This window comes from Gammaproteobacteria bacterium (assembly GCA_040183005.1).
In the GTDB taxonomy this organism is placed as follows: domain Bacteria; phylum Pseudomonadota; class Gammaproteobacteria.
Genome location: JAMPIW010000007.1, coordinates 477370 through 503401 on the forward strand (window position 1 = coordinate 477370; position 26032 = coordinate 503401).

The 26032-nt window shown below is 52.0% G+C and carries 16 protein-coding genes; 12 read left to right on the forward strand and 4 right to left on the reverse strand.

Annotated features, from left to right (window positions below; translation table 11 throughout):
* Nucleotides 1-21 precede the first annotated feature (21 nt).
* The 6 genes from M3A44_08150 to M3A44_08175 all read left to right on the forward strand — a co-directional run bounded on the left by M3A44_08150 (nucleotide 22) and on the right by M3A44_08175 (nucleotide 9516).
* The gene (locus tag M3A44_08150; protein MEQ6341614.1) at nucleotides 22-1014 is read left to right on the forward strand and encodes a glycosyltransferase family 2 protein; all 993 of its coding nucleotides are present in this window, start codon (nucleotides 22-24) and stop codon (nucleotides 1012-1014) included.
* 236 nt (nucleotides 1015-1250) lie between these two features.
* Nucleotides 1251-3230 (forward strand): right-handed parallel beta-helix repeat-containing protein, encoded by a 1980-nt coding sequence (locus M3A44_08155; GenBank protein ID MEQ6341615.1) that lies wholly within the window; start codon nucleotides 1251-1253, stop codon nucleotides 3228-3230.
* A 26-nt stretch (nucleotides 3231-3256) separates the two neighbouring features.
* Nucleotides 3257-4294, forward strand: coding sequence for an EpsG family protein (locus tag M3A44_08160; GenBank protein ID MEQ6341616.1), 1038 nt, complete (start codon nucleotides 3257-3259; stop codon nucleotides 4292-4294).
* Between the two features lie 375 nt (nucleotides 4295-4669).
* The gene (locus M3A44_08165) at nucleotides 4670-6949 is read left to right on the forward strand and encodes a glycosyltransferase family 4 protein (protein ID MEQ6341617.1); all 2280 of its coding nucleotides are present in this window, start codon (nucleotides 4670-4672) and stop codon (nucleotides 6947-6949) included.
* 456 nt (nucleotides 6950-7405) lie between these two features.
* On the forward strand, nucleotides 7406-8347 hold the full coding sequence (locus M3A44_08170) for an NAD(P)-dependent oxidoreductase (protein MEQ6341618.1): 942 nt from the start codon (nucleotides 7406-7408) through the stop codon (nucleotides 8345-8347).
* Nucleotides 8344-9516, forward strand: a complete 1173-nt coding sequence (locus M3A44_08175; GenBank protein MEQ6341619.1) for a glycosyltransferase family 4 protein — start codon at nucleotides 8344-8346, stop codon at nucleotides 9514-9516. The genes M3A44_08170 and M3A44_08175 overlap by 4 nt, the downstream gene beginning before the upstream one ends.
* A gap of 140 nt (nucleotides 9517-9656) precedes the next feature.
* On the opposite strand, the gene M3A44_08180 is transcribed toward M3A44_08175, so the two are convergent.
* Nucleotides 9657-12800: a right-handed parallel beta-helix repeat-containing protein gene (locus M3A44_08180; GenBank protein ID MEQ6341620.1), complete on the reverse strand. Its 3144-nt coding sequence runs from the start codon at nucleotides 12798-12800 to the stop codon at nucleotides 9657-9659.
* A 909-nt stretch (nucleotides 12801-13709) separates the two neighbouring features.
* Here M3A44_08180 and M3A44_08185 point away from each other — a divergent pair.
* The 4 genes from M3A44_08185 (at nucleotide 13710) to M3A44_08200 (ending at nucleotide 17879) form a co-directional block, all read left to right on the forward strand.
* Nucleotides 13710-14471: a WecB/TagA/CpsF family glycosyltransferase gene (locus M3A44_08185; GenBank protein ID MEQ6341621.1), complete on the forward strand. Its 762-nt coding sequence runs from the start codon at nucleotides 13710-13712 to the stop codon at nucleotides 14469-14471.
* The gene (locus M3A44_08190; GenBank protein ID MEQ6341622.1) at nucleotides 14458-14937 is read left to right on the forward strand and encodes an NUDIX domain-containing protein; all 480 of its coding nucleotides are present in this window, start codon (nucleotides 14458-14460) and stop codon (nucleotides 14935-14937) included. Before M3A44_08185 ends, M3A44_08190 begins: the two co-directional genes overlap by 14 nt.
* A 182-nt stretch (nucleotides 14938-15119) precedes the next feature.
* Nucleotides 15120-16934: an Ig-like domain-containing protein gene (locus M3A44_08195; protein MEQ6341623.1), complete on the forward strand. Its 1815-nt coding sequence runs from the start codon at nucleotides 15120-15122 to the stop codon at nucleotides 16932-16934.
* A 456-nt stretch (nucleotides 16935-17390) separates the two neighbouring features.
* A complete protein-coding gene (locus M3A44_08200) occupies nucleotides 17391-17879 on the forward strand; it encodes an LEA type 2 family protein (GenBank protein MEQ6341624.1) in 489 nt (162 codons plus the stop codon).
* A gap of 10 nt (nucleotides 17880-17889) precedes the next feature.
* Here M3A44_08200 and M3A44_08205 read toward each other — a convergent pair whose 3' ends face one another.
* From M3A44_08205 to M3A44_08215, 3 genes are all read right to left on the reverse strand, one after another.
* A complete protein-coding gene (locus M3A44_08205; protein MEQ6341625.1) occupies nucleotides 17890-18438 on the reverse strand; it encodes a DUF2058 domain-containing protein in 549 nt (182 codons plus the stop codon).
* Nucleotides 18439-18549: 111 nt separating this feature from the next.
* Nucleotides 18550-20142 carry an ABC-F family ATPase gene (locus M3A44_08210; GenBank protein ID MEQ6341626.1) on the reverse strand — a complete coding sequence of 531 codons (1593 nt, stop codon included), beginning with the start codon at nucleotides 20140-20142 and terminating at the stop codon, nucleotides 18550-18552.
* A gap of 95 nt (nucleotides 20143-20237) precedes the next feature.
* A complete protein-coding gene (locus tag M3A44_08215; GenBank protein ID MEQ6341627.1) occupies nucleotides 20238-21572 on the reverse strand; it encodes a DEAD/DEAH box helicase in 1335 nt (444 codons plus the stop codon).
* 660 nt (nucleotides 21573-22232) lie between these two features.
* Between M3A44_08215 and M3A44_08220 the strand changes: the two genes are divergently transcribed.
* Nucleotides 22233-23417, forward strand: a complete 1185-nt coding sequence (locus M3A44_08220) for a DUF917 domain-containing protein (protein MEQ6341628.1) — start codon at nucleotides 22233-22235, stop codon at nucleotides 23415-23417.
* A gap of 9 nt (nucleotides 23418-23426) precedes the next feature.
* The gene (locus M3A44_08225; protein ID MEQ6341629.1) at nucleotides 23427-26027 is read left to right on the forward strand and encodes an EAL domain-containing protein; all 2601 of its coding nucleotides are present in this window, start codon (nucleotides 23427-23429) and stop codon (nucleotides 26025-26027) included.
* Nucleotides 26028-26032: the final 5 nt, after the last annotated feature.

The following is a 26032-nucleotide window of genomic DNA, read 5'->3' on the forward strand; positions in this document are numbered from 1 at the left end:
TCACAGCAGCAAGACCACCAGATGAGTAAGCCTACAGCCGCATCGTCCAATGCCGATGCAACTCAAGTGCCCCGTACGACTGGCGGTAAACCGCATGTAGCAATCGCGATATGCACCTTTCACCGTCAAGAAGGACTCCAACGCGTGCTGGATGGCTTATGGAAGCAGGCGGGAACCTCTTCGATGGATGTGACGGTGCTCGTTGTAGACAATGATCCAGCAGGGTCCGCAGAACCCATCGTGGAACGAAATCTGCCGCCCCCGGGCTGGTCCTTGTGTTATGTGATTGAACCCCGGTCAGGCGTGTCGCATGCGCGCAATCGCTGCCTAGCTGAAGCCAATGCCGACTTTATAGCGTTCATTGATGACGATGAGGTTCCGGAGCCCAACTGGTTGGCGGCGCTACTTGAGACGCAGAGGAATACCGGGGCCGATGCCGTATTCGGATCCGTGATTTCGCGCTACGAGACAATGCCTCCTGCATGGATGTCTGGCTGTGGTGCGTATAAAAATTCTCATCGCCCAACAGGAAGTGAAATTGGTTGGGAAAATTGTTGCACCGCGAATGTATTGTTGAGTCACAGAATAGTGACGCTTGCGGGCGGTAGTTTTGACGGGAGGTTTGCAACAACTGGTGGAGAGGATACGCTGTTTTTTGCCCGAGCCGAACGAGCCGGGGCAAAGTTGATATGGTGTGATGAGGCGGTAGTTTTTGAGGATGTGCCACCTTCACGCTTGCGTTTGGCTTGGATTTTGAGGCGTTCTTTCAAAGGCGGACAAACCTGGGTGCGTATCCGCGCCGAATTCAATCGGGCAGTTTGGCTACCTATGGCCTTGCGAGGTGCAATATTTGCGCTGATTGCAGCGGGTATGCTGCTACCCACCTTCCTGATATCCCGCGGGGCGGCAGTTCGTCAGGCGCAGCGCGTGGCGGGCGGATTGGGCAAAATGACTGCGTGGTGGCCCGCAGTGAGAGCCAAGCGCGGTGGACAGTCAGGTCACTATGTTGGTTGAAATTTATTGGATCATCGCGGAGTATGTATTGGTTGTGTGGCACTGTGAGGCATCTGAGGCCGGCTAGATTTTCATCGCCGCCTTTTATCTCATTCCGATACTTGCGTTGCTGATTATTCTGGCACACCCCGACATTCATGTGGTCGCGCGCGAGAGTGGCACAGGGGTTCAAAATGGGCTGTGTGTTCACCACGGGTTATCGATCGTGAATGTATTGCCTTGAGGTAGTGTTGGATATGAAGATTTTCACTCGATTTCTTGTTTGCGTGGCGAGCCTCCTGGTCTATCCGCAAAGTTCGCTGGCCACGATTTCGACTTGTGTCGTACCCGACGATCAGACTCAAGTCTCTGGAGCATGTATCCGTTTCGCTGCTCTTGATGGCTGGCTCCATAGTCCATCCCTGCATGATGAATCTGGAAATTTACGCGACGACGTGCTGGTGGAATTCAAATCGGGTGTCTACAGGCCTGCAACGCCTTTCACAGTAGACCGTCTAGTTACAGGCAGTGGCCGCCACAAACTTATCCTGGCGGGAGCCGGTGCCACACAGACGGTGTTTTCGGGTGCTCGTCCTTTACGTTTCAATCGTGTTTCCGCAGCACTCCTGAAGGAAAAAAATCTGCCTCCGAATTTGGTAGTGGCTAGTCTCAAGGAGGCCGGAATTTCAGAAGTTCCGAGATTTTCTGAGCAGAGATTCGGCCAGACTGTTATGCCTGAAATAGAGTTGTTTTACCATGGGACTCGGATGCCAATCGCCCGATGGCCCAATTCGGGTTATGCCAAGACGGATAGCGTTGAAAAAGTTGCGGGGGGTGCTGTTTTTACGGTCAAAGGCAGAGATGTTGCAATCTACAAAACCGAACAGGATCTGCGCGTGGGTGGCTATTTCATGCACGACTGGGCTGACGAGAAGCTCCAAGCTGAGGCAGTTGATCCTGCAGGAAAATTAGGCTTCGTCGGCGCGCAACCTACATTTGGTGTTGCTGCGGATCGCCGGGTGTTTTTCGAAAATGCCTTGATAGACATCGATGTGCCGGGCGAATGGCATATTGATCGACGTTCTGGTCTAGTGTACTTCCTGCCGCCTAAGCCGATTCTGGCTGATGAAGTGCAGGTTTCGCAGGTGGTGAACGGTTTAGTATTAAACCGCGTGGTGAACGTAGAGGTACGTGATCTTGGGTTTGAGGCGTTTCGTGGCGCAGGTGTTTCGCTTGATGACGTTGATGCTGTAACGTTGCGAAATCTCATCGTGAAGAATGTCGGCACAGATGGCGTTGAAGTATCCGGCGTGAACGCTTTGCTGGAGGCTATACAGGTCAATAATACGGGAGCTGCGGGTATCGTTCTGAATGGCGGTAACAGGAGAACGTTAAAACCTGGCTTGCTGGTGGCACGGCATTGTGTTGTTACGCAAGTAGGACGCCTACAGAAGACCTATAAGCCAGCTGCATTCCTAATGGGCGTAGGAAATATTCTGGAGGACTCCATCTTGAGAGGGGGGCCGCATGCAGCAATCATTTTTCATGGGAACGATCACCAAATTCGCCGAAATCTTATCGAAGATTTCGTCAAGGAAACCGATGACGCTGGCGCTATCTATACGGGACGTGACTGGACAGCACGCGGTACGGTTATTGAGCAAAATTTGATCCGTAACATCGGGTCCACAGGCCTGCATTATGGTGCACATGCAATTTATCTGGACGATCAAGCCAGTGGAATTATCGTGAGGAGCAATTTGATCTCAAACGCCGGACGGGGTGTTTTTATCGGCGGTGGCAGGGATAACACTATATCGGACAACATCTTCGCCAACTGCAATAACGGTGTGTATCTTGACGTCAGAGGTTTTGTGGCCCTTGCCAAAGAAGGTGCCCAAGCGAATCAGGACTACTTGGACAAGATGAAGGGTCTTGGGGCATCGTTACCACTCTACTCATCGCGCTATCCAGGCTTGGCAAAGTTGCTTGAAAATGAGCCAGGTGTGCCGAAGAATAATATCGTAGATCGCAATATTTTTATGAATTGTGGCCCTGTTTACATCATGCGACCCGGTGAAAATGGCATTTCAGTAACGAAATCCGTTATCGTGAACAATGCGTATAAAGCGCTAATTGACGAAGCAAAAGTAGGCGCGATTCATGAGTTACTCCCTGTGCTGCGCGGTAAAGGCAGGGTGCCGAACAAGGCCGAATTCATGAAGGTAGTTGATTAGCCCAATCGGTTGGTGCCTGCGATTTAATGAAGAAGGATATTATGATGGCATCTGTTAGTTCTTATCCACATGGCACCAATGATCGCCGACGGATCGTGATGCGGATTGTTGGAGGGATAGCAGTCTTTCTACTGATGGTCCCACTGGCGATTGTATTTCCGATACTTACCCTGGTCAGTGTGGTTCTGTTTATTGGATTTTCATTGCGATCCAGCGCTGTCGCCACCGGTTCTGCGATTGCTGCCGTGCTAGGTGTCTTCGGATGGATGAACTCGACGAAGGGGATGTCCGGTGACTGGGCTTGGTATACACAGCATTTTATCTGGTTGCAGCACCTGGATTTCAGCCAATACTGGGGGCAGCGCATCGGGATATTCACAATCAAAACAACGGAACCCACCTATTATTTTATTGCCTCCGTTATTTCAAAGTTATCTGGTGGCAGTGTGCCGGCCCTTGCGTGGGGCGTTTCATCATTGATATATATTCCCTTGGGTGTGTCAATTGGTTTGATCTCGGCCAAAATAACGAAAGTGCCAATGCATGTAGGTGTCGCTACACTCATCGCGCTCATGGTTGGGGTCACGTTTACACTCACTACACAACTCGTGCGGCAGGAGGTCGCAAGTGCATTGCTTGTATTTGGCTTTGTACTTTTTTACTTTGAGGCGCGTGTTATAGGAATATTACTTGCGGTGTTGGGTGTTTTTTCACACAACTCGGCTTTGGCTCCCTTTGTAGTCGTCATTGCCGCGTATTGGTTTACAATCAGCGGAGAGCGGCTGGTATGGAATAAGGTGGTTTTTCTTTCTGGCGCATTCATTGCTATTGGGGTGGCATACCTGCTAGTGGGGCCTGGACTCAACTATTATGAAAGCAGAGAATCAGTTGGTGAGATAAGCGCAGTAGTTATTTTTTATGGACATCAGTATTTTATCAATTTTCTTGTTTGTGCGTTCGCGCATAGATGGACCGAAACGTTTTCTGAATATTCTCGCGGCGGGGGCTATCATATACGCTGGATTTTTAGCAGGCATGTCGTTAGCGCCCACGCCTTTCCTTAGAATGTATTTTTATGTCGAATTATTCAGGACGTTGATGGTGGGCGTCATTGTTTGTGCATTGCTGCGTTTACGTTTCGGACCGATCTTGGCGGTGCCGATGTTGTTGATGGCTGTTGTATATGTTGAGATGAGAATACGGGTTTCTCCCTTCTCATTCGGAGGCGGGTTTATTTCCCATATACTCAGGCCATTCGCTTTTTTTAATTGATCACTTATATTCAGTCCAAGCCAGATTTTCCATCTGAGCAAAAGCCCTGGTCAACAAGATTTGGATAACTCAACTTTTATTCACTTGTAATGTAAAGAATTCGAAGTTGGTTGGTATGTGCAAATTTTCTGTTTCACAACAACATGTCTAACGTCAATGAGGTCGTTATGCATCCTTCTTCCAGGCCTGTTCGTCTGGTTATTGTCACCAACATTCCTGCGCCGTACCGGTTGCCGGTATATGCCCTGCTGGCGCAGGAGCCCGACATTGACCTCCACGTGGTGTATTGCAGTGGGCGTGAACCGGATCGCGAGTGGAATCTGGGGAAGATGTCATTTGCGCATACGTTTCTGAAGAACTCGTTCTTGAGCTACCGAGGCCGGTACATTCATTTCAATTACGACGTGTGGCCAGTGTTGCGCTCGCTCAAGCCGGATATTGTGGTGACAACGGGGTTTAATCCCACGCATCTTATGGCCTATGCATGGACGCGCCTGCACGGTGCGCGGCATGTGGCCATGACGGACGGGACATTGGAGTCAGAGGCAACGCTGACTATTCTGCACCGCTGGATCAGGCGTCATGTATATCGACATACGGCTGCTTTCATCGGTGCCAGCGACGGAGTCATGCAGTTGTACCGCTCGTATGGCGTCGCTTCCAGCGCCATGTTCAAGTCGCATTTGTGTGCAGACAATACGCTGTTCTTCAATACGCCACCACAGGCGAAGACATATGACTTCATATTTTGCGGTCGCTTTGAAGCGGTGAAAAATCCATTTTTCGCCCTGGATGTGGCCCGCGAAGCTGCACAGCGGCTCGGACGCCGGGTGTCTATCGTGTTCGTGGGGTCAGGCGGACTGGAAGGCCAGATACGTTCTTATGCGAAGACTATTGAAGCCGAGGTTGATGCAAGCTTCGCCGGTTTTGCAAAGCAGGAGGCGCTTCCCGCGTGGTATGGTGCTTCCCGCATTTTTCTGTTTCCAACCCAGTGGGATCCCTGGGGTGTGGTGGCAAACGAGGCCTGTGCAGCCGGTGTGCCGGTACTGGTTTCCGACGTCGCAGGCTCGGCGGGTGAGCTGGTGCGGGATGGCGAAAACGGCTTCGTGTTGCCGCTCGACCGGGAGCGCTGGACGAATGCCGCAGTCAGGCTGCTGACCGACGAATCGCTCTACGCTATGATGGTGGCACGTTGTCGTGAGCGGGTGGGTGAGTACCGCTATGACAATGCGGCGCGCGGGATTGCACAAGCAGTGCGGGCAGCCGACCGGGCCTGCCTGCCATGGAGCACCTACAAGTCCGGTGCGCGCCCCAAAGTGGTGATTATTCAGCGCCGGATCACTCAATACCGAGTGCCTCTGTTTAACCTGATGCGTGAAAAGTTGGATGCCGCCGGAGTGGATTTGATTGTGGTATACGGCGACCCGCTGCCAGGCGAGAAACTCAAGGCTGATTCGGGAGAGCTGCCCTGGGGGGTTCATGTGCCGTGCCGCTACTGGCTCAATGGACGGCTCTGCTGGCAGAATGCCATGTCGGTGGTGAGCAATGCGAGCATGGTGGTGGTTACTCAAGAGAACAAATTACTGTTCAACTATCTGAGATCATTTCTGAAAAAAGACCGGAAGTGGGCATTCTGGGGGCATGGACGCAATTTCCAGTCGACCTCACCGAACTCGTTCGGCGAGCGCTTCAAACGCGGGACGGCCAAGCGGATGGACTGGTGGTTTGCCTACACGAGGCTGAGTGCCGATCTTTTGACGGCGGTGGGGTTTCCCGACAGTCGCATAACAGTCTTGAACAACGCGTCAGATACCTCCGGATTTTGTCGTATGCGGGTCTCGATTACGCTTGAAGAATCGCGCGCTCTGCGTGAATCTCTGGGCTTTGATGAAGAGCCAGTGGGGGTGTACGTGGGTTCGCTCTATACCGACAAACGATTGGATTTTCTGTTTGCTGCTGCCGAGGCGATCCGCAGCGAGGTACCCGACTTTCATTTGCTGATTGTGGGCGATGGGCCAGAGCGTGACAAGGTGCAGGCTTGGTGTGCCGCCCACCCCTGGGCGCGCTGGGTGGGTACGCGTTTTGGTAGGGAGAAAGTGACATACACCTCAGTGGCACAGGTGATGTTGAATCCGGGACTGGTAGGTCTGGGTATTCTGGACGCGTTTGTCTGCGGCGTACCCTTGCTGACCACAGACTGTGGCATTCATAGTCCCGAAATCGCCTATCTCGAAAATGGCATCAACGGTGTGATGACGGAGGACGATCTGGATGCTTATGTGAACGCCAGTGTGCTTCTGCTGCGCGATGGCAAGGCCTTGAATGCTCTGCGCGACGGGTGCGCTATCAGTGCGGTGGAATATACGCTGGAAAAAATGGCATGCCAATTTGTCGAGGGCGTGACGCGCTGTCTGGCGGCCCCGTGTTACAATGGGCGTGACCGCTGATGCCGTTATGCGGCGTTCAGTTAAGCGGATGTTAGCGATATTATTGGACTAATTAAATCAATTCTTTGGGTGAAAAATGAAATATCGTAATGCGTTAACGAAAATTCTGCTGCCCGTTTTGGTAAATAGATTAAGACAGCTTCGTTTGCATGGTCTGTATGGGGGTGAAAATGCATTGCAGCGCAAGGAGTATGAGGCTCGCCCGAGGGCGGCAGGCTTTACCACTCGCCGTGTGCTAGGGCCGTGTGATTCGACCACCAATTTCACGCTATCTACATCGCATAAACTCCACGAGTTGTTTCTTGCCCGTTTTAGTCATTGGTTAGGGGCTGCGTGCTTTGCGCGTATGGCTTTCTCTGAGATTGGCTTCCAAATAAGTCGGAGTATTCTTGCTGTGCTGGATCGTCGTCTTGGGCGCTTATACACTTTCGTCGCAGACAAACCGGAATAGGATAAATGAAGTTTGCCCTGATTACTGGTGCTAGAGGATTTGTCGGACGGCATCTGGCGCGTGCACTCCACCAACATGGAGCTCAGGTGTGTGGGATCGGTCATGGTGCCTGGGCTGAATCAGAGCGTGTTGCGTGGGGCGTGAGCTATTGGCTGAACGGCGATGTGACCAAGCGCAATCTGGATATTATTCAGTCAAATGTGGGGCCGCCTGGTGTGGTGTTTCATTTGGCGGGTGGCAGTTCAGTGGGGCCTTCTTTGTTAGCACCTGAAGAGGATTTTCGCCGTTCGGTGTTATCTGCTGCGGAGTTGCTTGAGTGGGCGCGATTGGCTGCGCCCGAGGTACGTTTGGTGCTGGCATCCAGCGCGGCAGTGTATGGCGCGGGGCACAGTCAGGCAATTCGTGAAACCGATGCGCTGGCACCCTATTCACCTTATGGTTACCACAAACGTATTGCAGAAGAGTTGTTTGAATCGTATGGCAAGAACTTTGGCTTGCATGTAGCCATCGTGCGGCTGTTTTCTGTGTATGGTTCAGAGCTAAGGAAACAGTTGTTATGGGATTCGTGTGGTCGGTTGGCAGGCGATGCAACGCGATTGGGGTTGGGGGGGTCGGGCAACGAAATGCGGGACTGGTTGCATATTTCAGATGCTGTTGAACTTCTGCGTATCGCCGCATCTCATGCAAGCCATGATGGATTTATCGTCAATGGGGGTACGGGTTCTGCGGTCACTGTGCGCGAGGTCGCCGAACAACTTTGCACTGCGTGGGGAATGGGTACTCAGTTGAGTTTTAGCGGTAAGAATCGTCAAGGTGATCCACAATATCTGGTGGCAGACGTGGCTCTAGCAAAGTCCCTTGGCTTCGTGCCGAAGATGAGTTTGCAAGCGGGTATAGCTGACTATGTGGATTGGTTCAAGCGCGTCAATTTTCAGGCGTCCGCATGAGGGTTGCGTTTAGCTTAATTGGTGGAGCGGGTTGGACGGGCGGAATTAATTATCTGGAAAATCTGCTGTCGGCTTTGTCCGAGCAGCCCAATTGTAAAGTGCGCCCGGTGCTGTTCGCTGGGACGGATACTGATCCTGAACTTTTAGCGCGGTTGTCCCCCTATCTTGCTGAACCTCCGATTCTAAGTACGGTATGGAATAACTATAAACTGATGCGGTTGGCTCGGCTTGTTTGTGGTTTTGGTTTGCAGCGCGATTACTTGGCGGAGCGCGAATTCAGGCGGGCTCATATTGATGTCGTGTTTCAGCACGCTGCTTGGTATGGTTGCCGCTTTGGCATTCCAACCTTGGCATGGATTGCGGATTTTCAACATCGCCGCTTGCCGGTGATGTTTAGCAAGTTCAATTATTACTGGCGTGATGTGGGGTATTGGGCGTTGAGTCATTGTGCAACGCGAATCATGGTGAGCAGCCAAGATGCAAAGCGGGATTGCGAAACCTTTTACCCCAATTCAACAGGTCGCGTTGATGCAGTTCCTTTTGCGGTGAGGGTGGCTGCTGTGGAAAACTTTGCCGAGTTGCAAAAGATTCGGAATCTGTACGGTTTGCCGGAAAAGTTTTTTTTTATGCCTAACCAATTGTGGAAGCATAAAAACCATCTCAATGTCATCGAGGCCTTAAATCGTATCAAACTGTCAGGCGGTAATGTCGTCATTGTGGCGAGTGGTAATCCTAAAGATGGTCGTCACCCCGACCATCCTCGGCACGTACTCGACCTGATTAAAAATTGCGGCCTTGAAGAGAAATTCATTTTCTTGGGTTTAATTCCTTTTCAACATATTTTGCCGTTGATGAGACTTTCTGTCGGGGTGTTGAATCCTTCGTTTTTTGAGGGCTGGAGCACAACAGTGGAAGAGGCTAAAGCCGTGGGTGCACCCCTGCTGCTTTCCAATTTGCCTATACACCGTGAGCAAACCGAAGGTAAGACTGCTTTTTTCTTTGATGCAAACAATCCTGAAGATATCGCGGCGGTATTGGCGCATAACTGGCAGACGCTGACACCTGGTCCGCGACTGGATGCTGAGTACACCGCAGTGCAGACAAACAAGCAGCAAAGAATGCAGTTTGCGATGGCATTTGGCGCCTTGTCAGCGCGCACTCTACGCTGAACATGGTTCGACATGGTGATGCCGATGGTGCAGCGGTGGCGTGAGCAGTGCGCGGCTGAGCTTTGTCGAACAGCCGCGCAGACGATTTTGGATGAAAAACTTGCCATTTAAAATCGCCTCCACTCACATTGCTTTTCTCATCACTGCCCTAAAGCACATCCGGCTGCGTTAACCACTTGCAAAGCTTGAGTTCCTTTACACGTATCCTGATAGTCCGGAATGCCATCACCATCCCCATCAGTTAGGCTGCTGTCGCGAGAATAAATGACCTCCGACCCATGCGGCGGGATGGCGTAAGGCCAGGTTATGCTTTGGCTATCGGTGAACCGAACATACTCGCTGCATAACAGGGCGTTGTTTCCATCGGGGCAGTTTGCAGCCAATATCGTACCAGTAGGGTTAATGAGCGCATGGCTACGCAGTGTTGCCTCTAAAGCGCTTAAAGGCACGAGCTCAAGATTTGCCACAGTTATATTCTCGCCTGGAAGGATGCCGTGGAAATCGACTCTGGCACCCCTGTCCAAGGTGGCCGGGTCATTTGCGTTTACGGTTTTAATCGCCTTGAAAATGAAGCTATAACGTTGCAAGTTGGTGGTTCCCGCCAGCTTCCATTTGTAAGGGACTCCCATCAGCTCTTCATAGCCATTGCTGCCGCCCCCCCCACGGCGCGGCGCAACGTAAACCGCTTGACCATTGGTGCCGGTTTTAAGATCGAAACTGATTTTATACCACTGGTCTTGCTGCACGGAGAAATTAGGGCTGTTCAATAGACTCTCTGAGGCGCCGGCCGTATACCGCAAACATTGACTGGTAGGCATGCACTGTTCCAACGCCCATTGGCCATGAGGGGCTGTCTGATTCCAATACCCCCAGCCCGTTGTGCTTAAGCTGAGGTTGCCATTAGGTACGATATTCCCACCGAGTGTACGAAATGCGGCATAGCCCATAGTGGCACTATTTACTTCGCGGGATGCTGGATCCAGATTACGCGGTAGATTAGTAGAGGTAACAGCAGCTTTCCATTTTGGCAGAGTGTAAACTGCCGCTCCACCCGGCCAGGATTCAGAGGAAATGGTGGTCCACAAAAAGGTGAAATAGAGATTGCGATCATAACTTGCAAAGCGATCCGTGTTGGTTTTTAGCAGATAGGTCTCCTGTCGGATTGCAGGTGCGGTCGAGGTTGAAAATAATCGGTTGCCAAGAACGAGATTGCTATGAATATCCCCATCTGTACTCAGGCGGTTACTCCCCTCCTGTAGCCAGATGTGATGGCGGCGGTTGCCATACAAGGTATTGTTTTCGACGCGGTTGTTTGCGGCATTATGGAGCTGAATGCCATCGTCAGCGTCAACGACGGTGTTACCCCGGATAGTAATTCCGGAGGAAAGCTCGTCCAGATAGATACCCTGTGCATGGCTCCCAAGATTGGGCGCCTTTCCTGAAAGACCACCGATCACGTGATGTATGGTGTTATTTTCAATAGTGCTGTTATGGTTCTGACCCCACGTGTAAATAGCTGCGCAGTCGTCCAGCACCAGACAGGCATTCTCAATATGGTTGCCGGAAACAAGACTGTTGCTGGATGGTAATATACCTATATAGGCTGTTCCGTAGATGCGATTTCCCCGAATAATGGCGCTTCTTCCTGCTTCTATTGCCACTCTTGCAGGAACAGGCAGGCTGCTAACGATACCATTTTTGGATTGAAGGCCGCTGTCTATGATGAGATTGTCATATGCGTGAAAACGGTCTGAATCGAGTCCCGCCGGGGAAGCAGAAATAGCGTCGCCGAGAGTTCGAATAATTTCGCTGTTTTCTACTCCACTATCTTTTGACAGCAGGGTGCGAACCCCAAAGCCTAAAGTATCGGATATGGTCAAATTGCGAAGCACGATGTTAGTGGCGTGCTGCATACGCACTCCCATACCCACATTTCGAATTGCTAGACCGTCGATGCGTATATGGCTCAGATTACTGGCTTCGATACCTGAGGCAGACTTGCCGACTGAGATACGGCTGCCGGGGGCGGCGTTGTCTGCCATCCATACAGAGACGGTTTTTGTTGTGGCGTCATAATGCCACTCGCCTGGCTCATCAAGCATCCAGCGCTGACCATAGAGAAAATAACCCCAGCCTTTTTCAAGTGAAGCCTCTGTAGGGCGGTCAAAGTACAGCCTGGAACCCGAAACAGAGGTGATTTTTCGGTCGTTTAAAGTCCATGCGTTAGGGCGGATGCGGATACCAGTGCCCGGTGCGATAGCTGTAAGGGCTGAAGCAGAAAGATCGGCCCCTGCAGTTAGATAACTACTGCCAGTCTGGCCGGAAGCAATACTTACCTTATCTGCGTTCTCGGCGATAGTATAGTAGAGTGATTCAGGCTTGAGTGAATTGTAGCCGCGGTTTGGATGGTGTGCGACGTTGATGGCTTTACCACTGTCAAAAACGCCACTCACGTCGGTGATGGCAGTGGTAAGTTTTACGTTGTCCAAGCCAACGTTAAAGCCAGCAGGAACTACAAAATCCAGGCGTGCATTAGATATGCTTGCCGTTGCAACGAAGGGTAGGACAAAAGTCTGCCAGGTACCGGTACCGACTATGGATGCGGCAAGACCGGCGGTATCCCAAGGCGCAACGCCTCGACGTAGGATCGCCTGAATTTGTACGCCCTGTGGCACCTTCACGGTAAAGCTTGCGATGTAAGATTGCTTGCCTTGAATAGAGAAATAATTACTGGTGGCGATGCCATATTCTGAGCTGATGCTAAAGGACATACAGGTGTTATTTGTCTGGGCGCAATTATTAGTCAGACTCATTGTAGCGTCATTTTGCGGAGACCATTTCGTCCAATTGCCCAAGCCATTTTCAAATGTGCCGAATGTAATCAAATCAATGACTGAAGATACCTTATAGATATTGCCAGTATCACGAATCCAGTTATGGGCAGGGATAGGTGTTGAGCCGCTGATGATCGGTTTGTTGGCGCAAGCGTTCGGATAGGCGCCAATGTTTATAGGGCTGACGGCCGTGCCCGAGCTTTGAAGCGTAAGTGTTTCGTGCCAGATGCCTCCGCATTTGAGCAGTACGCTATCTCCCGGCATCAGCAATTTTTCAGAAACTTTGCCCAGCGACTGCCAGGGACCATCGGTTGCGGGCGAGCCGATACGGGATGATTGGCTTCCGCTCCATTTATCGTTTCCGTAATTGGAGTCCACATAATAGGTGGCCGCATTGGCGAGCTTCAGTGGTAAAACCAGCAATAAAAAAAGGGGGAAGCGTGCCTTCATAGGTAATTCTCCAACATGGTCATGTAAGCAGATCAGGCCCCAAAGAAAATTTCAAAAACAGAACAGAGAGAGCTTTAATCGGCGTTGCTATATTAATTAATTCAACAAGGTTGCAGCATGTGCATATATTGTCGGCAGGATTAAGGAGTGACTTTAACTTTTATGGGCATCCTTGCGGACTTACACAGAGCAAGGTGGCTGGATTAATATATGCAATTTATATGCCATTTAATAAAAAAATGAATAAAAACCAAGGTGTATTGCTCTTGATGTTGCTATCGGAAGGATTTATAGTGTCTCCATTGGGGGACACTTTCGGCGAGTATTGAGTTGAATTTGATTTGTTCTTCGTTTTATGGATTGTTAAGGCGGCGCATATTCAGCTTAGGTTTGATCCCCTAATAACTTGATTACGTTCGACTATTTTCGTAAATGGTTTCTCTTATTGGTCCAGATGAGTGCATGTCATTGTGTCTCATAAAAGTGGGCGGGGCTTGGAAGTCCCCCGCGGCATTCGGTGTCAGGCCGGAGCGTAAAGCGGCTGTTCTGCAGCAGTTGCTACTGCTCCCAGCCTGTCGGTGGAGAAGTCGCCCCAGCAGGAGGGTGTTTCTGACGTCATCCTGCGACACTTGGCCAATCCTACTGTGTTACAAATCGATCAAGGGATGCAGTGCAAGGCCCTTTGTATATAAGAGGCGGGCGAAAAAGCGGAGCATACATGAAGTATATGAGCATTTTGAGTCCGCTTTGATATATAAGGGTAACGCCGCAATGCGCCCTTCAGCGTTTTGTAACACAGTAGGACTAAAATATGCCAGACGAGAGGTGATGTGACGTCGGGGATTTGAATCCGCCCACCAATTAATACCCTTAAAACCCGTTAACCAAATTCTTCGATGACCAATAACCATGAATGAGAAAAATACGGCCACCGTGCTATCGGCACCCATAGATGTGCTGACTTGGGAGCATGTGCTTGCACGTATTTCGAGCTGGGCCGCTAGGCGCGAGAGCCGATACGTGTGTATCTGCAACGTTCATTCGGTGGTGACTGCCGGGCAAGACGTAGCCTTCAGTCGGGTGGTGAGAGAGGCTGATATGGCCACCCCGGACGGGGCGCCAGTTGCCTGGATGCTGCGCAAGCTGGGTTACACGGATCAGCAACGTATCAATGGCCCCGACTTGATGTGGAAATACTGCGAGCAGGCCGCACAAAGGGGTGAATCTATCTATCTCTATGGCGGCATGACGGAAACATTGGAAATTTTACAGCGACGCTTGGCGGAAGTTTTTCCTGGCTTACGGATCGCTGGTGCTTATTCGCCACCGTTCAGGGTGACTACGAATGAGGAAGACGAGGCCGATGTGGTCAGGATCAACGCTTCGGGTGCAACGACTGTCTGGGTGAGCCTAGGCTGCCCAAAGCAGGAAAAATGGATGGCCGCCCATCGGGGGCGCGTCAACGCGGTGATGATTGGTGTTGGTGCTGCCTTTGACTACCATGCGGGGACAATTAAGCGTGCACCCAAATGGATGCAAAACGCGGGACTGGAGTGGCTGCACCGCTTGTGTTCAGAGCCCCGCCGCCTCTGGCGGCGCTATATGGTGACGAACACCTTGTTCGTAATCGGCTCGGCCAAACAATTGATTTTTGGCAGTGCTCGACAGTAACACTTTTAAGGCTATTGTAGCCGCGGCACCCCTGGTCTCAGTTGATCTGGTGGTAGTGCGGGGCGCTCAGGAAGTGTTGCTGGGCTTGCGTAATAATCGGCCTGCACAGGGTTTCTGGTTTGTCCCTGGAGGCCGAATTTTAAAGAACGAACCTATTCAGTCCGCACTTGCGCGTATTGCTGAGACAGAGCTTGGCCTGGGTGCCGCGCTTGCAGCGGGGGAGATTGTTCCTCACTGTCTTGGGGTGTTTGAACACTTTTATTCGGATTGTTTTGCCGGTGATGTGGGCATCTCAACGCATTATGTGGTGCTTGGGCATATAGCGCATGTGCCGATGGATTGCCCATTGCCTGTGTTTGATGAGCAGCATTCTCAATTGCGTTGGTGGCCGATTGCGGAAGCGTTAGCGTCGCCTGTAGTTCATCGTTTCACCAAAGATTATATTTTAATGAGAGATGCACTATGAGGTGTTGGTGTGGGACCAAGGTAAGCCTCCGTCATTAAGTCAGTTCTGATGTTGGAGTGAATGTGGCGTAGTAGAATTAGAAGGGGGTTGAAAAAAAATTAAATTAATAATTATCAATCTGTTAAAAAATTAAGAATTAAAAATATGATTGCCAAGTGATAGCGGCCATTCAAGGGGGCTCTATGTTTTCCCAGCACTTACAAATTGGTGTAAATGTAGTTCGTAGCGCAATTTGCAGATCCATTTTATTTGCCTTACTAGGCTTGAGCAGTGCTCCAATTTTAGCGCATACAAATCCGATTCAAGAAGAAAACGCTAAGCCTGGTACGGTAAAGTGGCAGATTTCGGATGCAGCAAATGCTGGCGAAATAGAAGGCTACGCATCAGCCGTGAGCGTAGCCCCGGGCGGGACGATTGACTTATTCGTTAATACCACTGATCCAACGTATAGTATTTCAATTTACCGGTTAGGGTGGTATGGAGGATTGGGCGGCCGTTTAATGGCGGGGCCCATCGAATTGAATAGGCAGCTGCAGCCTGCTCCAAATTTTGATCCTGTGACTCGGCTTGTGGAGTGTAATTGGAATAAATCTTATAGCTTGGCGATTCCTAATTCAATTGCAAGTCCATGGGTGAGTGGGATTTATGTTGCCAAACTAACGGGATCTAGCGGGAAACAAAGTCACATTATGTTTGTGGTGCGGGATGATGTGCGTTCCACTGACATTCTGTTTCAATCGAGCGTGACAACCTTTGCGGCCTATAACGCCTGGGGTGGCTCTAGTCTCTATGATTATTATCCCCCGGGAGCAGGTCCTGCGGCTGTGAAGGTTTCTTTTAACCGGCCTTATCAGAGCAATAATGGCACAGCAGAATTCATGACGTGGGAATATCGCATGGTTCGTTTTATGGAGCGGGAGGGGTTTGACGTAAGCTACTCCACCAATATAGACACTCATACTTCTGGTGAACGTCTGTTAAATCATCGAGCATTTTTATCGGTTGGTCATGATGAATATTGGACCAGGGAGATGTATGACAATATTGAAAACGCACGTAAAAAAACGGTGAATCTTGGATTCTTTGGTGCTAATACAGCGTTTTGGCAAATTCGCCTAGAGCCTTCCGCTACCGGAAATGCTAATCGTACCGTCGTTGGTTATAGATATAAAACACCTTATGAGGACCCGCTGTTTCCAGGCCCCTTGTCGACGCTCCAGTGGCGGGATCCTATAGTTAGCCGTCCTGAAGCGGCCTTGGTCGGAGTGATGTATGAGTCCAATTCATATATTGGGGATATAGTCATCAAGGATTGTCCTGGTTGGCTTTGCAAAGGAACAACTATACAACCCGGAGATACCTTGAAGGGTGTGCTAGGCTATGAGCAAGATCGGCTGGATGCTTCATCGCCAGTGAGTATTATTGTAATCGGAGCGTCGCCTTACCTTAATGCATCCGGCCCCGCGTGTTGTGCTCACATGACTTATTATACCGCCGCGAGTGGGGCAGGTGTCTTCGCTACCGGCTCAATGAGCTGGAACTGGGGCTTGGATACTTTGGGCGGCCCGCAAATAGGCGCGGATACCCAGGCCAAGGTGCAGCAAATCACGCGCAATGTATTGCAGAAGTTTAGCATGCGTTACCCACCTATACCGACTTATCCACCAAGCGTTACCCTCACCGCGCCTACTTCAGGTACAACAATTGAGTTAGGTTCCTCGATTATGCTGACTGCGACAGCAACGGACAGTGATGGTCAGGTAGCCAAGGTTGCATTTTATGATGACGGGGTGTTGCTGGGCGTTGATCTTAGCGCTCCATTTTCATTTTATTGGGAAAATCCAGCAGTCGGGGAACATGTTTTAACCGCAAAAGCATTCGATAATGCTGGCGCCAGAACGACCAGCAGTGCTGTTAATATTACTGTACAGTGTAAAAAAATTGGTGCAAGAAAGGCTGAGTTTTGCCGGAGATTGGTTGCTCAAGGGGGCATGTAAATCGGGTCGGGCTTTTACAATTGCGTTATCAGTCATTAGTCAAGTTCTGTTACGTGGGTGGCGGGGCCAGAGGCGCGCTATTTTATGAATGAAGATAGTCGTGCCTGCCTCCTCGGCAACTGCTCCTTGCGTTGCACCCGTGACATTGTCACCTTTACGGTGAAGGGCACAATGCCCTACCTCCGATGCACACGGACATGAGCGGCCTGCGTCCATGCAGTCTGCCTCCCGCGACACTTGCGCATCCCTGTGCGGCTTGTTTTGATGAGTTACTTGGTGATGCCACCGAGTTAGGGGGGATGAGGCCGGGCGAGCCGCGAGCGGCATGAGTCGATGTTTGACGTGGGAGAAGGTGCTGGCGGAGTATGAGGCTGTTTTCAGAGAAAGATAACCGCCTGGTCGATTATTCCGGCCCTGGCCGACCTATGCCGTATGATTTGGAGAGCTACGCGTAATATGACCTTCGAATGCATGATAAAGTCGCTGTTGCTTGGGCTTGTTCTAGCCCTCCTGTCCAGCTGTGCCGGGCTGGTTGCGCGGCCGGTACCACCCCAGGTTAATATTGCCGCCATCAGCCTCACTGATGCCAATCTCTTCGAACAGCATTACCACATCAAGCTGCGCCTGCAGAATCCCAATGACTTCGATCTGCCCATCGACGGAGTGCAGTTCCAGGTCCAGCTTAACGGTCGCCCGTTTGCATCCGGCATGAGTAGTGCGCCGGTGTCTGTGCCGCGTTTTGGTATGGCGGTGATCGAAATAGACGCGGTTAGCACGTTGGCGGAAGTGGCGCGGCAGCTCAACGACATTGTCATGGGCCAAACCCAGGGGGTACGTTACACCCTTACAGGTAAGGTGCACCTGGCCCGTCCAGCAGTGGAACTGCCGTTCCATCAAGAGGGAGATGTGAAGCTGCCTTCGCTGGAGGGTAAGAGTTCCAAGTGAGCCTCACACCCTACCATATCAAATCATCGGGAATCTTGTAGTCCGCATAGGGATCTTCGCCGCCATCATTGCTAGCGCTTTGTTGCGGGTTGTTATAAAAAACCACGCTCTTTTCATTGCGGGCGCGTATTTTTTCGGCGATTTCCGAGGGCACTATTTCATACTGCTTATTCAGTCGTACGATGGCTGATTTTCCATGAGCAATCTGTTCGCGCGTCGCTTCAGTGACAAATAGCCTTTTTACTTTGCCGTTGTCTATAAAATTATAAGGCACGTCACCATCACCTTTTGGTTGGCGATGCGTCTCTATTAGTTGCTTGATCTGTGCCGCGACAGCATTTCGCTCGGCTTCCTCTTTTCGTTGCTGATTTAGCTGGCGATCTCGCTCAGCCTTTTCAGCCTGGGCTTTCTGCGCTTGCAGCTTATGCTCATCCACGACGCCAGGCTTGTTTTTGTCCTTTTGCGTATTCTGTTTGTACTTATCATTTTTTGCTTTTTTGATTCGGCTCTCATCCACCAAGCCTAGTCCAAGCAATTGATCTTGCAATGATTTAGCCATCTACTGTATCTCCCGCTAAAGGGGTTGTTGCTTGAATTTGCATTGTTGGGTGGCGCGGTTCAGGCATTCGTCATCCCCGCGCGCCCTCTATTGCAGCAGATTCAACCCCAATCAGGCAACTTTCTGGTTTAGCAGGTAGTCGTCGTAGCTGCCCATGAAGTTGATGACGCCCTTCGGTGACAGCTCGATGATGCGCGTTGCCAGGGACGAGACGAATTCGCGGTCGTGGCTGACGAAAACCAGGGTGCCGGGATAGTTTTCCAGCGCCAGATTGAGCGACTCGATGGATTCCATGTCCAGGTGATTGGTGGGTTCGTCCATAATCATGACATTGGGGCGTTGCAACATCAGCTTGCCGAACAGCATGCGCCCCTGCTCGCCGCCGGAGATGACCTTGACTGATTTCTTGATCTCGTCCCCGGAAAACAGCAGTCGTCCCAAAGTGCCGCGTATGATTTGCTCATCGGTGCCCGGTGGCGCCCATTGACGCATCCAGTCGAACAGTGGCATGTCCTCGGCGAAATCGGCAGCATGGTCTTGGGCAAAGTAACCGATGCGGGCGTTTTCCGACCATTTGATGGTGCCGCTGTCCGGCATAATGTCGGCAACCAGGCTGCGCAACAGTGTGGTTTTACCGATACCGTTGGGGCCGATTACGGCAATGCGCTCGCCGACTTCGATCGTTAGATTGAGATCGCGGAATAGCGTAACCCCACTATAGCTTTTGCATAGGCCATCCACTTCCAGGGCCAGGCGATAGAGCTTTTTCTCCTGCTCGAAGCGGATGAAAGGATTGACCCGGCTCGACGGCTTGACATCATCCAGCTTGATCTTGTCGATCTGCTTGGCGCGCGAAGTTGCCTGCTTGGCCTTGGATGCGTTGGCGGAGAAGCGGCTGACGAAGGTCTGTAGTTCGGCGATCTGGGCCTTTTTCTTGGCATTGTCGGACAACAACTGTTCACGGACCTGGGTGGCGGCAGTCATGTACTCATCGTAATTGCCCGGATAGACGCGCAGCTCACCGTAGTCCAGATCGGCCATATGGGTACAGACGCTGTTCAGAAAGTGACGGTCGTGGGAGATAATGATCATCGTGCTGTTACGCGCGTTGAGTATGTCTTCCAGCCAGCGGATGGTATTGATATCGAGGTTGTTGGTGGGCTCGTCCAGCAGCATGATGTCTGGATTGGCGAACAGGGCTTGAGCGAGCAGCACACGCAGCTTCCAGCCCGGCGCCACTGCGCTCATCAAGCCGTTATGCTGCTCCAGTGGGATGCCGAGCCCCAGTAACAATTCACCGGCGCGGGGTTCAGCGGTATAGCCGTCCATTTCCGCGAACTCGACTTCCAGCTCCGCCACCTTCATGCCGTCTTCTTCACTCATTTCCGCGAGAGAGTAGATGCGGTCGCGCTCCTGTTTCACCGGCCACAGCTCTGCGTGGCCCATGATGACGGTGTCCAGCACGGTGTAATCTTCGAAGGCGAACTGATCCTGACGCAGCTTGCCGAGGCGCTTGTGGGGCTCGATGCTGACCGTCCCCGACGTTGGCACCAGGTCACCACCGAGAATCTTCATTAATGTCGATTTGCCGCAACCGTTGGCGCCGATCAGGCCGTAGCGGTTGCCATCGCCGAATTTGACCGAGATGTTTTCGAACAGGGGCTTGGCCCCGAACTGCATGGTAATGTTTGCTGTAGAAAGCACGATACTGTTCCAGATAAATTGTTAAGGATGGTTCTGTTTTTGTGATTGGCCACAGAGTACGCAAGGGATAAAGCGCGCTCTGTGGGTGTTGGCGCCTAGGCGCCGCTACGGCCCTTGGCAAAACCACCGCCTGTGGCAGGGCGGCGCGGTGGCCGGTTACCGCCGGTTTTCGGAGCCGAATGCGCCCCTCCGGCGCGTTTGTCCCTGCCTTGGCCGGGCGGGCGGGCTTGTTGGCCACCGCCACGACGGTTGCCACCATCACGGCCATTGGTGAGAGGCACGGCCTGGATCGATGGGTCTGGCTCGAAGCCGGGGATCATTACCTTGGGGATGTCACGATTAATCAGGCGCTCGATGCCAACCAATAGCTTGCTTTCGTCGATGCACACCAGCGATACGGCTTCGCCACTGCACCCTGCGCGACCTGTTCTGCCGATGCGGTGGACGTAATCCTCGGCAACGTTGGGCAATTCGAAGTTGACCACATGAGGTAGTTGATCGATATCCAGGCCGCGCGCCGCGATGTCCGTGGCTACCAGTACCCGTACCTTCCCTTGTTTGAAGTCGGCCAATGCTTTGGTACGCTGGGGCTGGCTCTTATTGCCGTGGATGGCGGCGGCGGTGATGCCGTCTTTTTCCAATTGCTCGGCGAGCCGGCTGGCACCGTGCTTGGTGCGGCCGAACACCAGCACCTGCTGCCAGTCGCCAGACTTGATCAGTTGGGCGAGCAGCTCACGCTTGCGTATGCGGTCCACTGGATGCACCACCTGTGCGACCGTTTCCGAAGCGATGTTACGGCGCGCCACTTCGACCAGTACCGGTGAGTTCAATAACTGGTCGGCCAGCTTCTTGATGTCGTCGGAATAGGTTGCCGAAAACAGCAGATTCTGGCGGCCTTTAGGCAGCAGCGCCAGGACCTTTTTGATATCGTGGATAAAGCCCATGTCGAGCATACGGTCGGCCTCGTCCATCACCAGAATCTCAACCCGGCTCAGGTCGACAGTTTTCTGGGTGACGTGATCCAGCAACCGTCCTGGTGTTGCTATCAGGATATCAACACCCGCACGCAGCTGGGTGATCTGCGGGTTGACCTTGACCCCACCAAACACGATGGCGGATTTCAGGGGCAGATGTTTGCCGTAAGTACTTACGCTCTCGCCGACCTGGGCCGCCAGCTCGCGGGTGGGCACCAATACCAGCGCGCGCACGGCGCCTCGCTTGGCAGCGGCGGTGTTGATGGTGAGCCGTTGCAACATCGGCAAGGTAAATGCTGCGGTCTTGCCGGTACCGGTCTGGGCGCCGGCCATGATGTCGCGCCCCTCAAGGATGACGGGAATCGCCTGGGTCTGCACCGGGGTGGGTTCAGTGTAGCCTTGATCGGCAATGGCACGGAGTAATTCGGCCGACAGGCCGAGCGTTGAAAATGACATAGTGATAGTGTTCCTGAAGTGGCCTCCCAAAGAGCGTGCTCCCTGGTTCGGTCTAGGCGGGTTAATCTGTTGATTTGGCGGGGATAACCTGGGAGGGATATACCGCGGCAGTTCTTATCAGTGCGCCCGGCAAGGAGATCCTTTTCGGGTGCGGCTGGCGCGGACCGTACAGCGTCGAGATAAAAACTTGGTGGGATTATACCATAACTGGAGGGTGCATGTTTCCACATTGTCATTGTGCCGTTGCAGTGATGACTTATTCACTGATAGGCACGTAACCTGTCAGGCTGTGTTGTATCTCGAAATGGCGGGGTTGGTGTCAGAAGCTGCGTGTGAGCTCGAAATGTCGTTTGCAAAACGCCACCCATGATCTATGCTGAATTTATGCAGTTTCCAAGGAGCGTGTTCGGCCAGAAAGGGGCGGTCGAGCATAGTCCCTCGGTCACGTTAGTGGACAACTGGGGCTAGCCTGAGACTATCGCCGGCCAACGCTCCTCATAACTAACAATGATGATAATATTAATTTTGTTTCCACCGAGGCACGTTCGCCCTCCAGTCTGCTGCCTTTTTTCGCACCGATATGGCGCCTTGTTGTCCGGCAGCAGCGCCCTGAAGTGGGTTCGTGGCTGAACAATCCTGTGCATAAGAAAGGAAAAAACTATGGCTGTGCATGAGTATGGGATCACCGATTTTCAATACATTTCTGCGGGTGCCGCGATTCTTGCCAGTGGTGGGGGCGGCAGCTATCGCGATGCCGTCAACGTGATAGAAGAACTGGCTAATAGTTGGAACGGCACTGTGCAGGTGCAGGAATACGACGGCGCGACAAACTGCTGCGTGATGGCCATGATGGGTTCGCCCGATGCTGCCGACAGCCTGACACTGGCAGATATCGAATATTCCATCACCAACACAATCAACCTCTTCGAGCGCGCGACCGGCGCCACACTTGGGTGCGTCATTCCGGTCGAAATCGGGCCGATCAACTCGATTGTGCCGCTCATCGCAGCGTCCATGTCCAACAATACTATTCAATGGGTCGTCGATGGCGACGGCGCCGGGCGGGCTGTGCCGGAGTTGCCGCAGACCACGTATAGCGGCAGTGCGCTGCTCGCTGCGAGTCCGTGCGCACTGGCTAACGATGCCGAGACGACGACAGCTTCACAGTCCGCTACGCTGAATGCCGCGACTGCTGCCCAAATTGAAACGCTGGCTGGCGGCATCGTTTCCGCCTTCGGCAGCGTCTCGGGGATTGCGCTCTGGCCTTCCAACGCGAGCAATGGCTACGCTTTGACAGGCAACTACATTGCTGGAACGCTGGCGCAGGCATGGACTCTCGGGCAATTCTTGTTAACCGCCCCAAGCCCGTACTCGACCGCTGAGGTCACGGCACAGATCACCGGCATCACCGGACGCACGGCAACGCCCACACTCACCAATTTTTACATCACCGCCGTTACGCAGTCGACTACCAATGCGTCACTCGATACGGGCATCATCCGTCTGGACAACACGCCTGATCAGGACAGCAGTACCGAAACGCACTACATCTACAATCTGAACGAAAACCTGATCATGTATTCGAGCCTGAGCAATGTGCCCGACATTATTGCACCGGATTCAATCTGCTACTACTCCGAAAGCACGGGCTTTGGTTTCTCCAATGCCACCGATGATCTGGCGGTGTATTTCGATTCGAGCACTGGCAAGAGCACAGGCAAAACTGTCAGCGTGATCAAAGTCGAGGCCGCAGAGGAATTCTACATGTCTTCAGGTGTTGTAGCGTCGTTCGCCGGCCTGCTGCGCAACATCGGCTATGCCGGTGCGCTTCCTTATTCTGGTTGAGATGCAAACATGAGCGTACATGACATCAATAAGGAACGCCTGGAGCTCGCCCTGGAAGCGGCCGGTCTCGACCTTTGGGAAAATGATCTGGTTACCGGCGATGTCACCCGCAAGGCGATCAAAACCTTTGCGGAACTTGGTTATAGCGAAGAGGAAGCCCTCTCCTACATTGACGACCTTTTCACAATCATCCATCCGGACGATATTCCGGTAGTCAAGGCTGCCGTCGACGGCCATTTGGCAGGCGTTACACCGCAATACCGTTGCGAGTTCAGGATACGCGCCAAGCGCGGCGCATGGGTCTGGTACGCCAACTACGGCAAAATCATGGACCTCGATGGCGACAACCAGGGCCAGCGGTTTATCGGTGTGACGTTCAATATAGATGACAGAAAACGCAAAGAAGATGAGCTTGAATCCATCAACCGCAAACTTGCCGAGCAAAATGCACTGCTCGAAAATATGAATGCCCTGCTGCGACACAACGAGGAGGTGTTGCGCGAAAACGAAGAATTACTCAGGGAAACGCAGACCATTGCGGGCTTGGGCACTTATGTTCTGGATATCCCCAGCGGGCGCTGGAAAAGTTCGGACGTACTTGATAAGTTGCTTGGGATAAGCGAAGCATACGAACGCTCTATAGAGAGTTGGATCGCTCTAGTGCATCCCGATGACTGCGCGATGATGGTCGACTACTTTAGAAACGAGGTTATTGGCCAGGGCAAGGCCTTCGATAAGGAATACCGTATCATCCGTCACGATGATCAGACCGAACGCTGGTTGCATGGATTAGGCAAGCTGGATTTCGATGCTCAAGGGCGCCCCCTGAAAATGCTCGGTACGATTCAAGACATTACCAAACGCAAGCAATATGAGGCCGACCTGCGCATTGCCGCGACTGCCTTTGAATCTCAGGAGGGCATGATAATCACCGATGAAAATAACGTTATCCGGCGAATTAACCAAGCATTTTCTACCATTACTGGCTACAACGCAGAAGACGTAATCGGCAAGAATACGCGCATATTCAAGTCTGACCGTCATGATGAAAATTTCTATGCTGCACTGGGGAAGACTCTCAATACTACTGGCGCATGGGGGGGCGAAATATGGGGGCGGCGCAAGAACGGCGAAATCTATCCCGGGTATCTTACAATCACCGCAGTTAAAAACACGGACGGCATTGTCTCCAGTTATGTTGCCACACTCGCTGACATTACCGCGAGCAAGCTGGCTGCAGAAGAGATCCAGCATCTGGCGTTCTACGATCACCTTACGAACCTGCCAAATCGTCGTTTGTTATTAGACCGACTTCAGCAAGCGATAGCTTCCAGTGGTCGTAGCGGTAAGGAAGGTGCGCTGCTGTTCATTGACTTGGATAATTTCAAGTCACTCAATGACACCCTTGGGCATGACAAGGGAGACTTGTTGCTGCAACAGGTTGCGCAACGCCTGGTGTCCTGTGTGCGCGAAGGCGACACTGTCGCTCGTCTGGGCGGTGACGAGTTTGTGGTAATGTTGGAAGATCTGAGCGAGCATACCCTTGAAGCGGCAGAACAAACAGAAGAGGTTGGCCAGAAAATTCTGGCCGCTCTCAATCGATCATACCAACTTGCTACGCACGAATATCACAACACCCCCAGTATCGGTATCACTACGTTCAAAGGGCATCAGAAGTCGGTAGATGAGCTGATAAAACAAGCCGATATTGCCATGTACCAGGCGAAGAAAGCAGGACGCAATGCCCTGCAATTCTTCGACCCGCAGATGCAGGAAACCATTAACACTCGTGTTGAATTGGAAGGAAAATTACGCTCAGCACATGAGAGCCAGCAATTCCAGGTGTACTACCAAATCCAGGTGGATAGTGCATCGCGTCCATTGGGCGCAGAGGTCTTGATCCGCTGGCTGCACCCTCAACGTGGTGTCGTGTCTCCCGAAGAATTCATTCATCTGGCGGAAGAAACTGGCTTGATACTGCCTATTGGGCGATGGGTTATGGAGATGGCCTGCGCCCGGCTCAAAGCGTGGCAGCAGGACCGGTTAACCAGCGACCTCGTTCTGTCTGTGAACGTCAGTGCCAAGCAATTCCACCAGATTGATTTCGTTGCGCAGGTAGAATCTCTCGTGCAGGACTATGCCATCAATCCGAAACTGCTTAAGCTGGAGCTCACTGAAAGCATGTTGCTGGAAAACATCGAGGAGACTATTGCAACAATGAACGCATTGAAAGCAATCGGTGTCCAGTTTTCATTGGATGACTTCGGTACCGGCTATTCATCCATACAATACCTAAAGCGTTTGCCGCTTGATCAGATCAAAATTGATCGGTCATTCGTGCGCGACCTCGCTGTCGACAGCAGCGATAAGGCTATTGTGAGCACCATTATTGCGATGGCACAAAGCTTGAATCTGGAGGTCATCGCTGAAGGGGTGGAGATTGAAGAGCAACGACAATTCCTCCTGAACAGTGGCTGCACTCACTTCCAGGGGTTTCTGTTTAGCAAGCCAGTTCCAATTGAGCAATTCGAAGTATTACTGAAGCAGCAATATCTGTCTGGCAAGCTGGTGCCGATTAAACAGTCGGAGGCGTTACTAACGCAAGGTTGACCGCT

Bases quoted from the DNA above. Each gene is read 5' to 3' on its own strand.
- M3A44_08150 (MEQ6341614.1), top strand. From the start codon at position 22: ATGAGTAAGCCTACAGCCGCATCGTCCAATGCCGATGCAACTCAAGTG.
- M3A44_08155 (MEQ6341615.1), top strand. From the start codon at position 1,251: ATGAAGATTTTCACTCGATTTCTTGTTTGCGTGGCGAGCCTCCTGGTC.
- M3A44_08160 (MEQ6341616.1), top strand. From the start codon at position 3,257: ATGAAGAAGGATATTATGATGGCATCTGTTAGTTCTTATCCACATGGC.
- M3A44_08165 (MEQ6341617.1), top strand. From the start codon at position 4,670: ATGCATCCTTCTTCCAGGCCTGTTCGTCTGGTTATTGTCACCAACATT.
- M3A44_08170 (MEQ6341618.1), top strand. From the start codon at position 7,406: ATGAAGTTTGCCCTGATTACTGGTGCTAGAGGATTTGTCGGACGGCAT.
- M3A44_08175 (MEQ6341619.1), top strand. From the start codon at position 8,344: ATGAGGGTTGCGTTTAGCTTAATTGGTGGAGCGGGTTGGACGGGCGGA.
- M3A44_08180 (MEQ6341620.1), bottom strand. From the start codon at position 12,800: ATGAAGGCACGCTTCCCCCTTTTTTTATTGCTGGTTTTACCACTGAAG.
- M3A44_08185 (MEQ6341621.1), top strand. From the start codon at position 13,710: ATGAATGAGAAAAATACGGCCACCGTGCTATCGGCACCCATAGATGTG.
- M3A44_08195 (MEQ6341623.1), top strand. From the start codon at position 15,120: ATGTTTTCCCAGCACTTACAAATTGGTGTAAATGTAGTTCGTAGCGCA.
- M3A44_08200 (MEQ6341624.1), top strand. From the start codon at position 17,391: ATGACCTTCGAATGCATGATAAAGTCGCTGTTGCTTGGGCTTGTTCTA.
- M3A44_08205 (MEQ6341625.1), bottom strand. From the start codon at position 18,438: ATGGCTAAATCATTGCAAGATCAATTGCTTGGACTAGGCTTGGTGGAT.
- M3A44_08215 (MEQ6341627.1), bottom strand. From the start codon at position 21,572: ATGTCATTTTCAACGCTCGGCCTGTCGGCCGAATTACTCCGTGCCATT.
- M3A44_08220 (MEQ6341628.1), top strand. From the start codon at position 22,233: ATGGCTGTGCATGAGTATGGGATCACCGATTTTCAATACATTTCTGCG.
- M3A44_08225 (MEQ6341629.1), top strand. From the start codon at position 23,427: ATGAGCGTACATGACATCAATAAGGAACGCCTGGAGCTCGCCCTGGAA.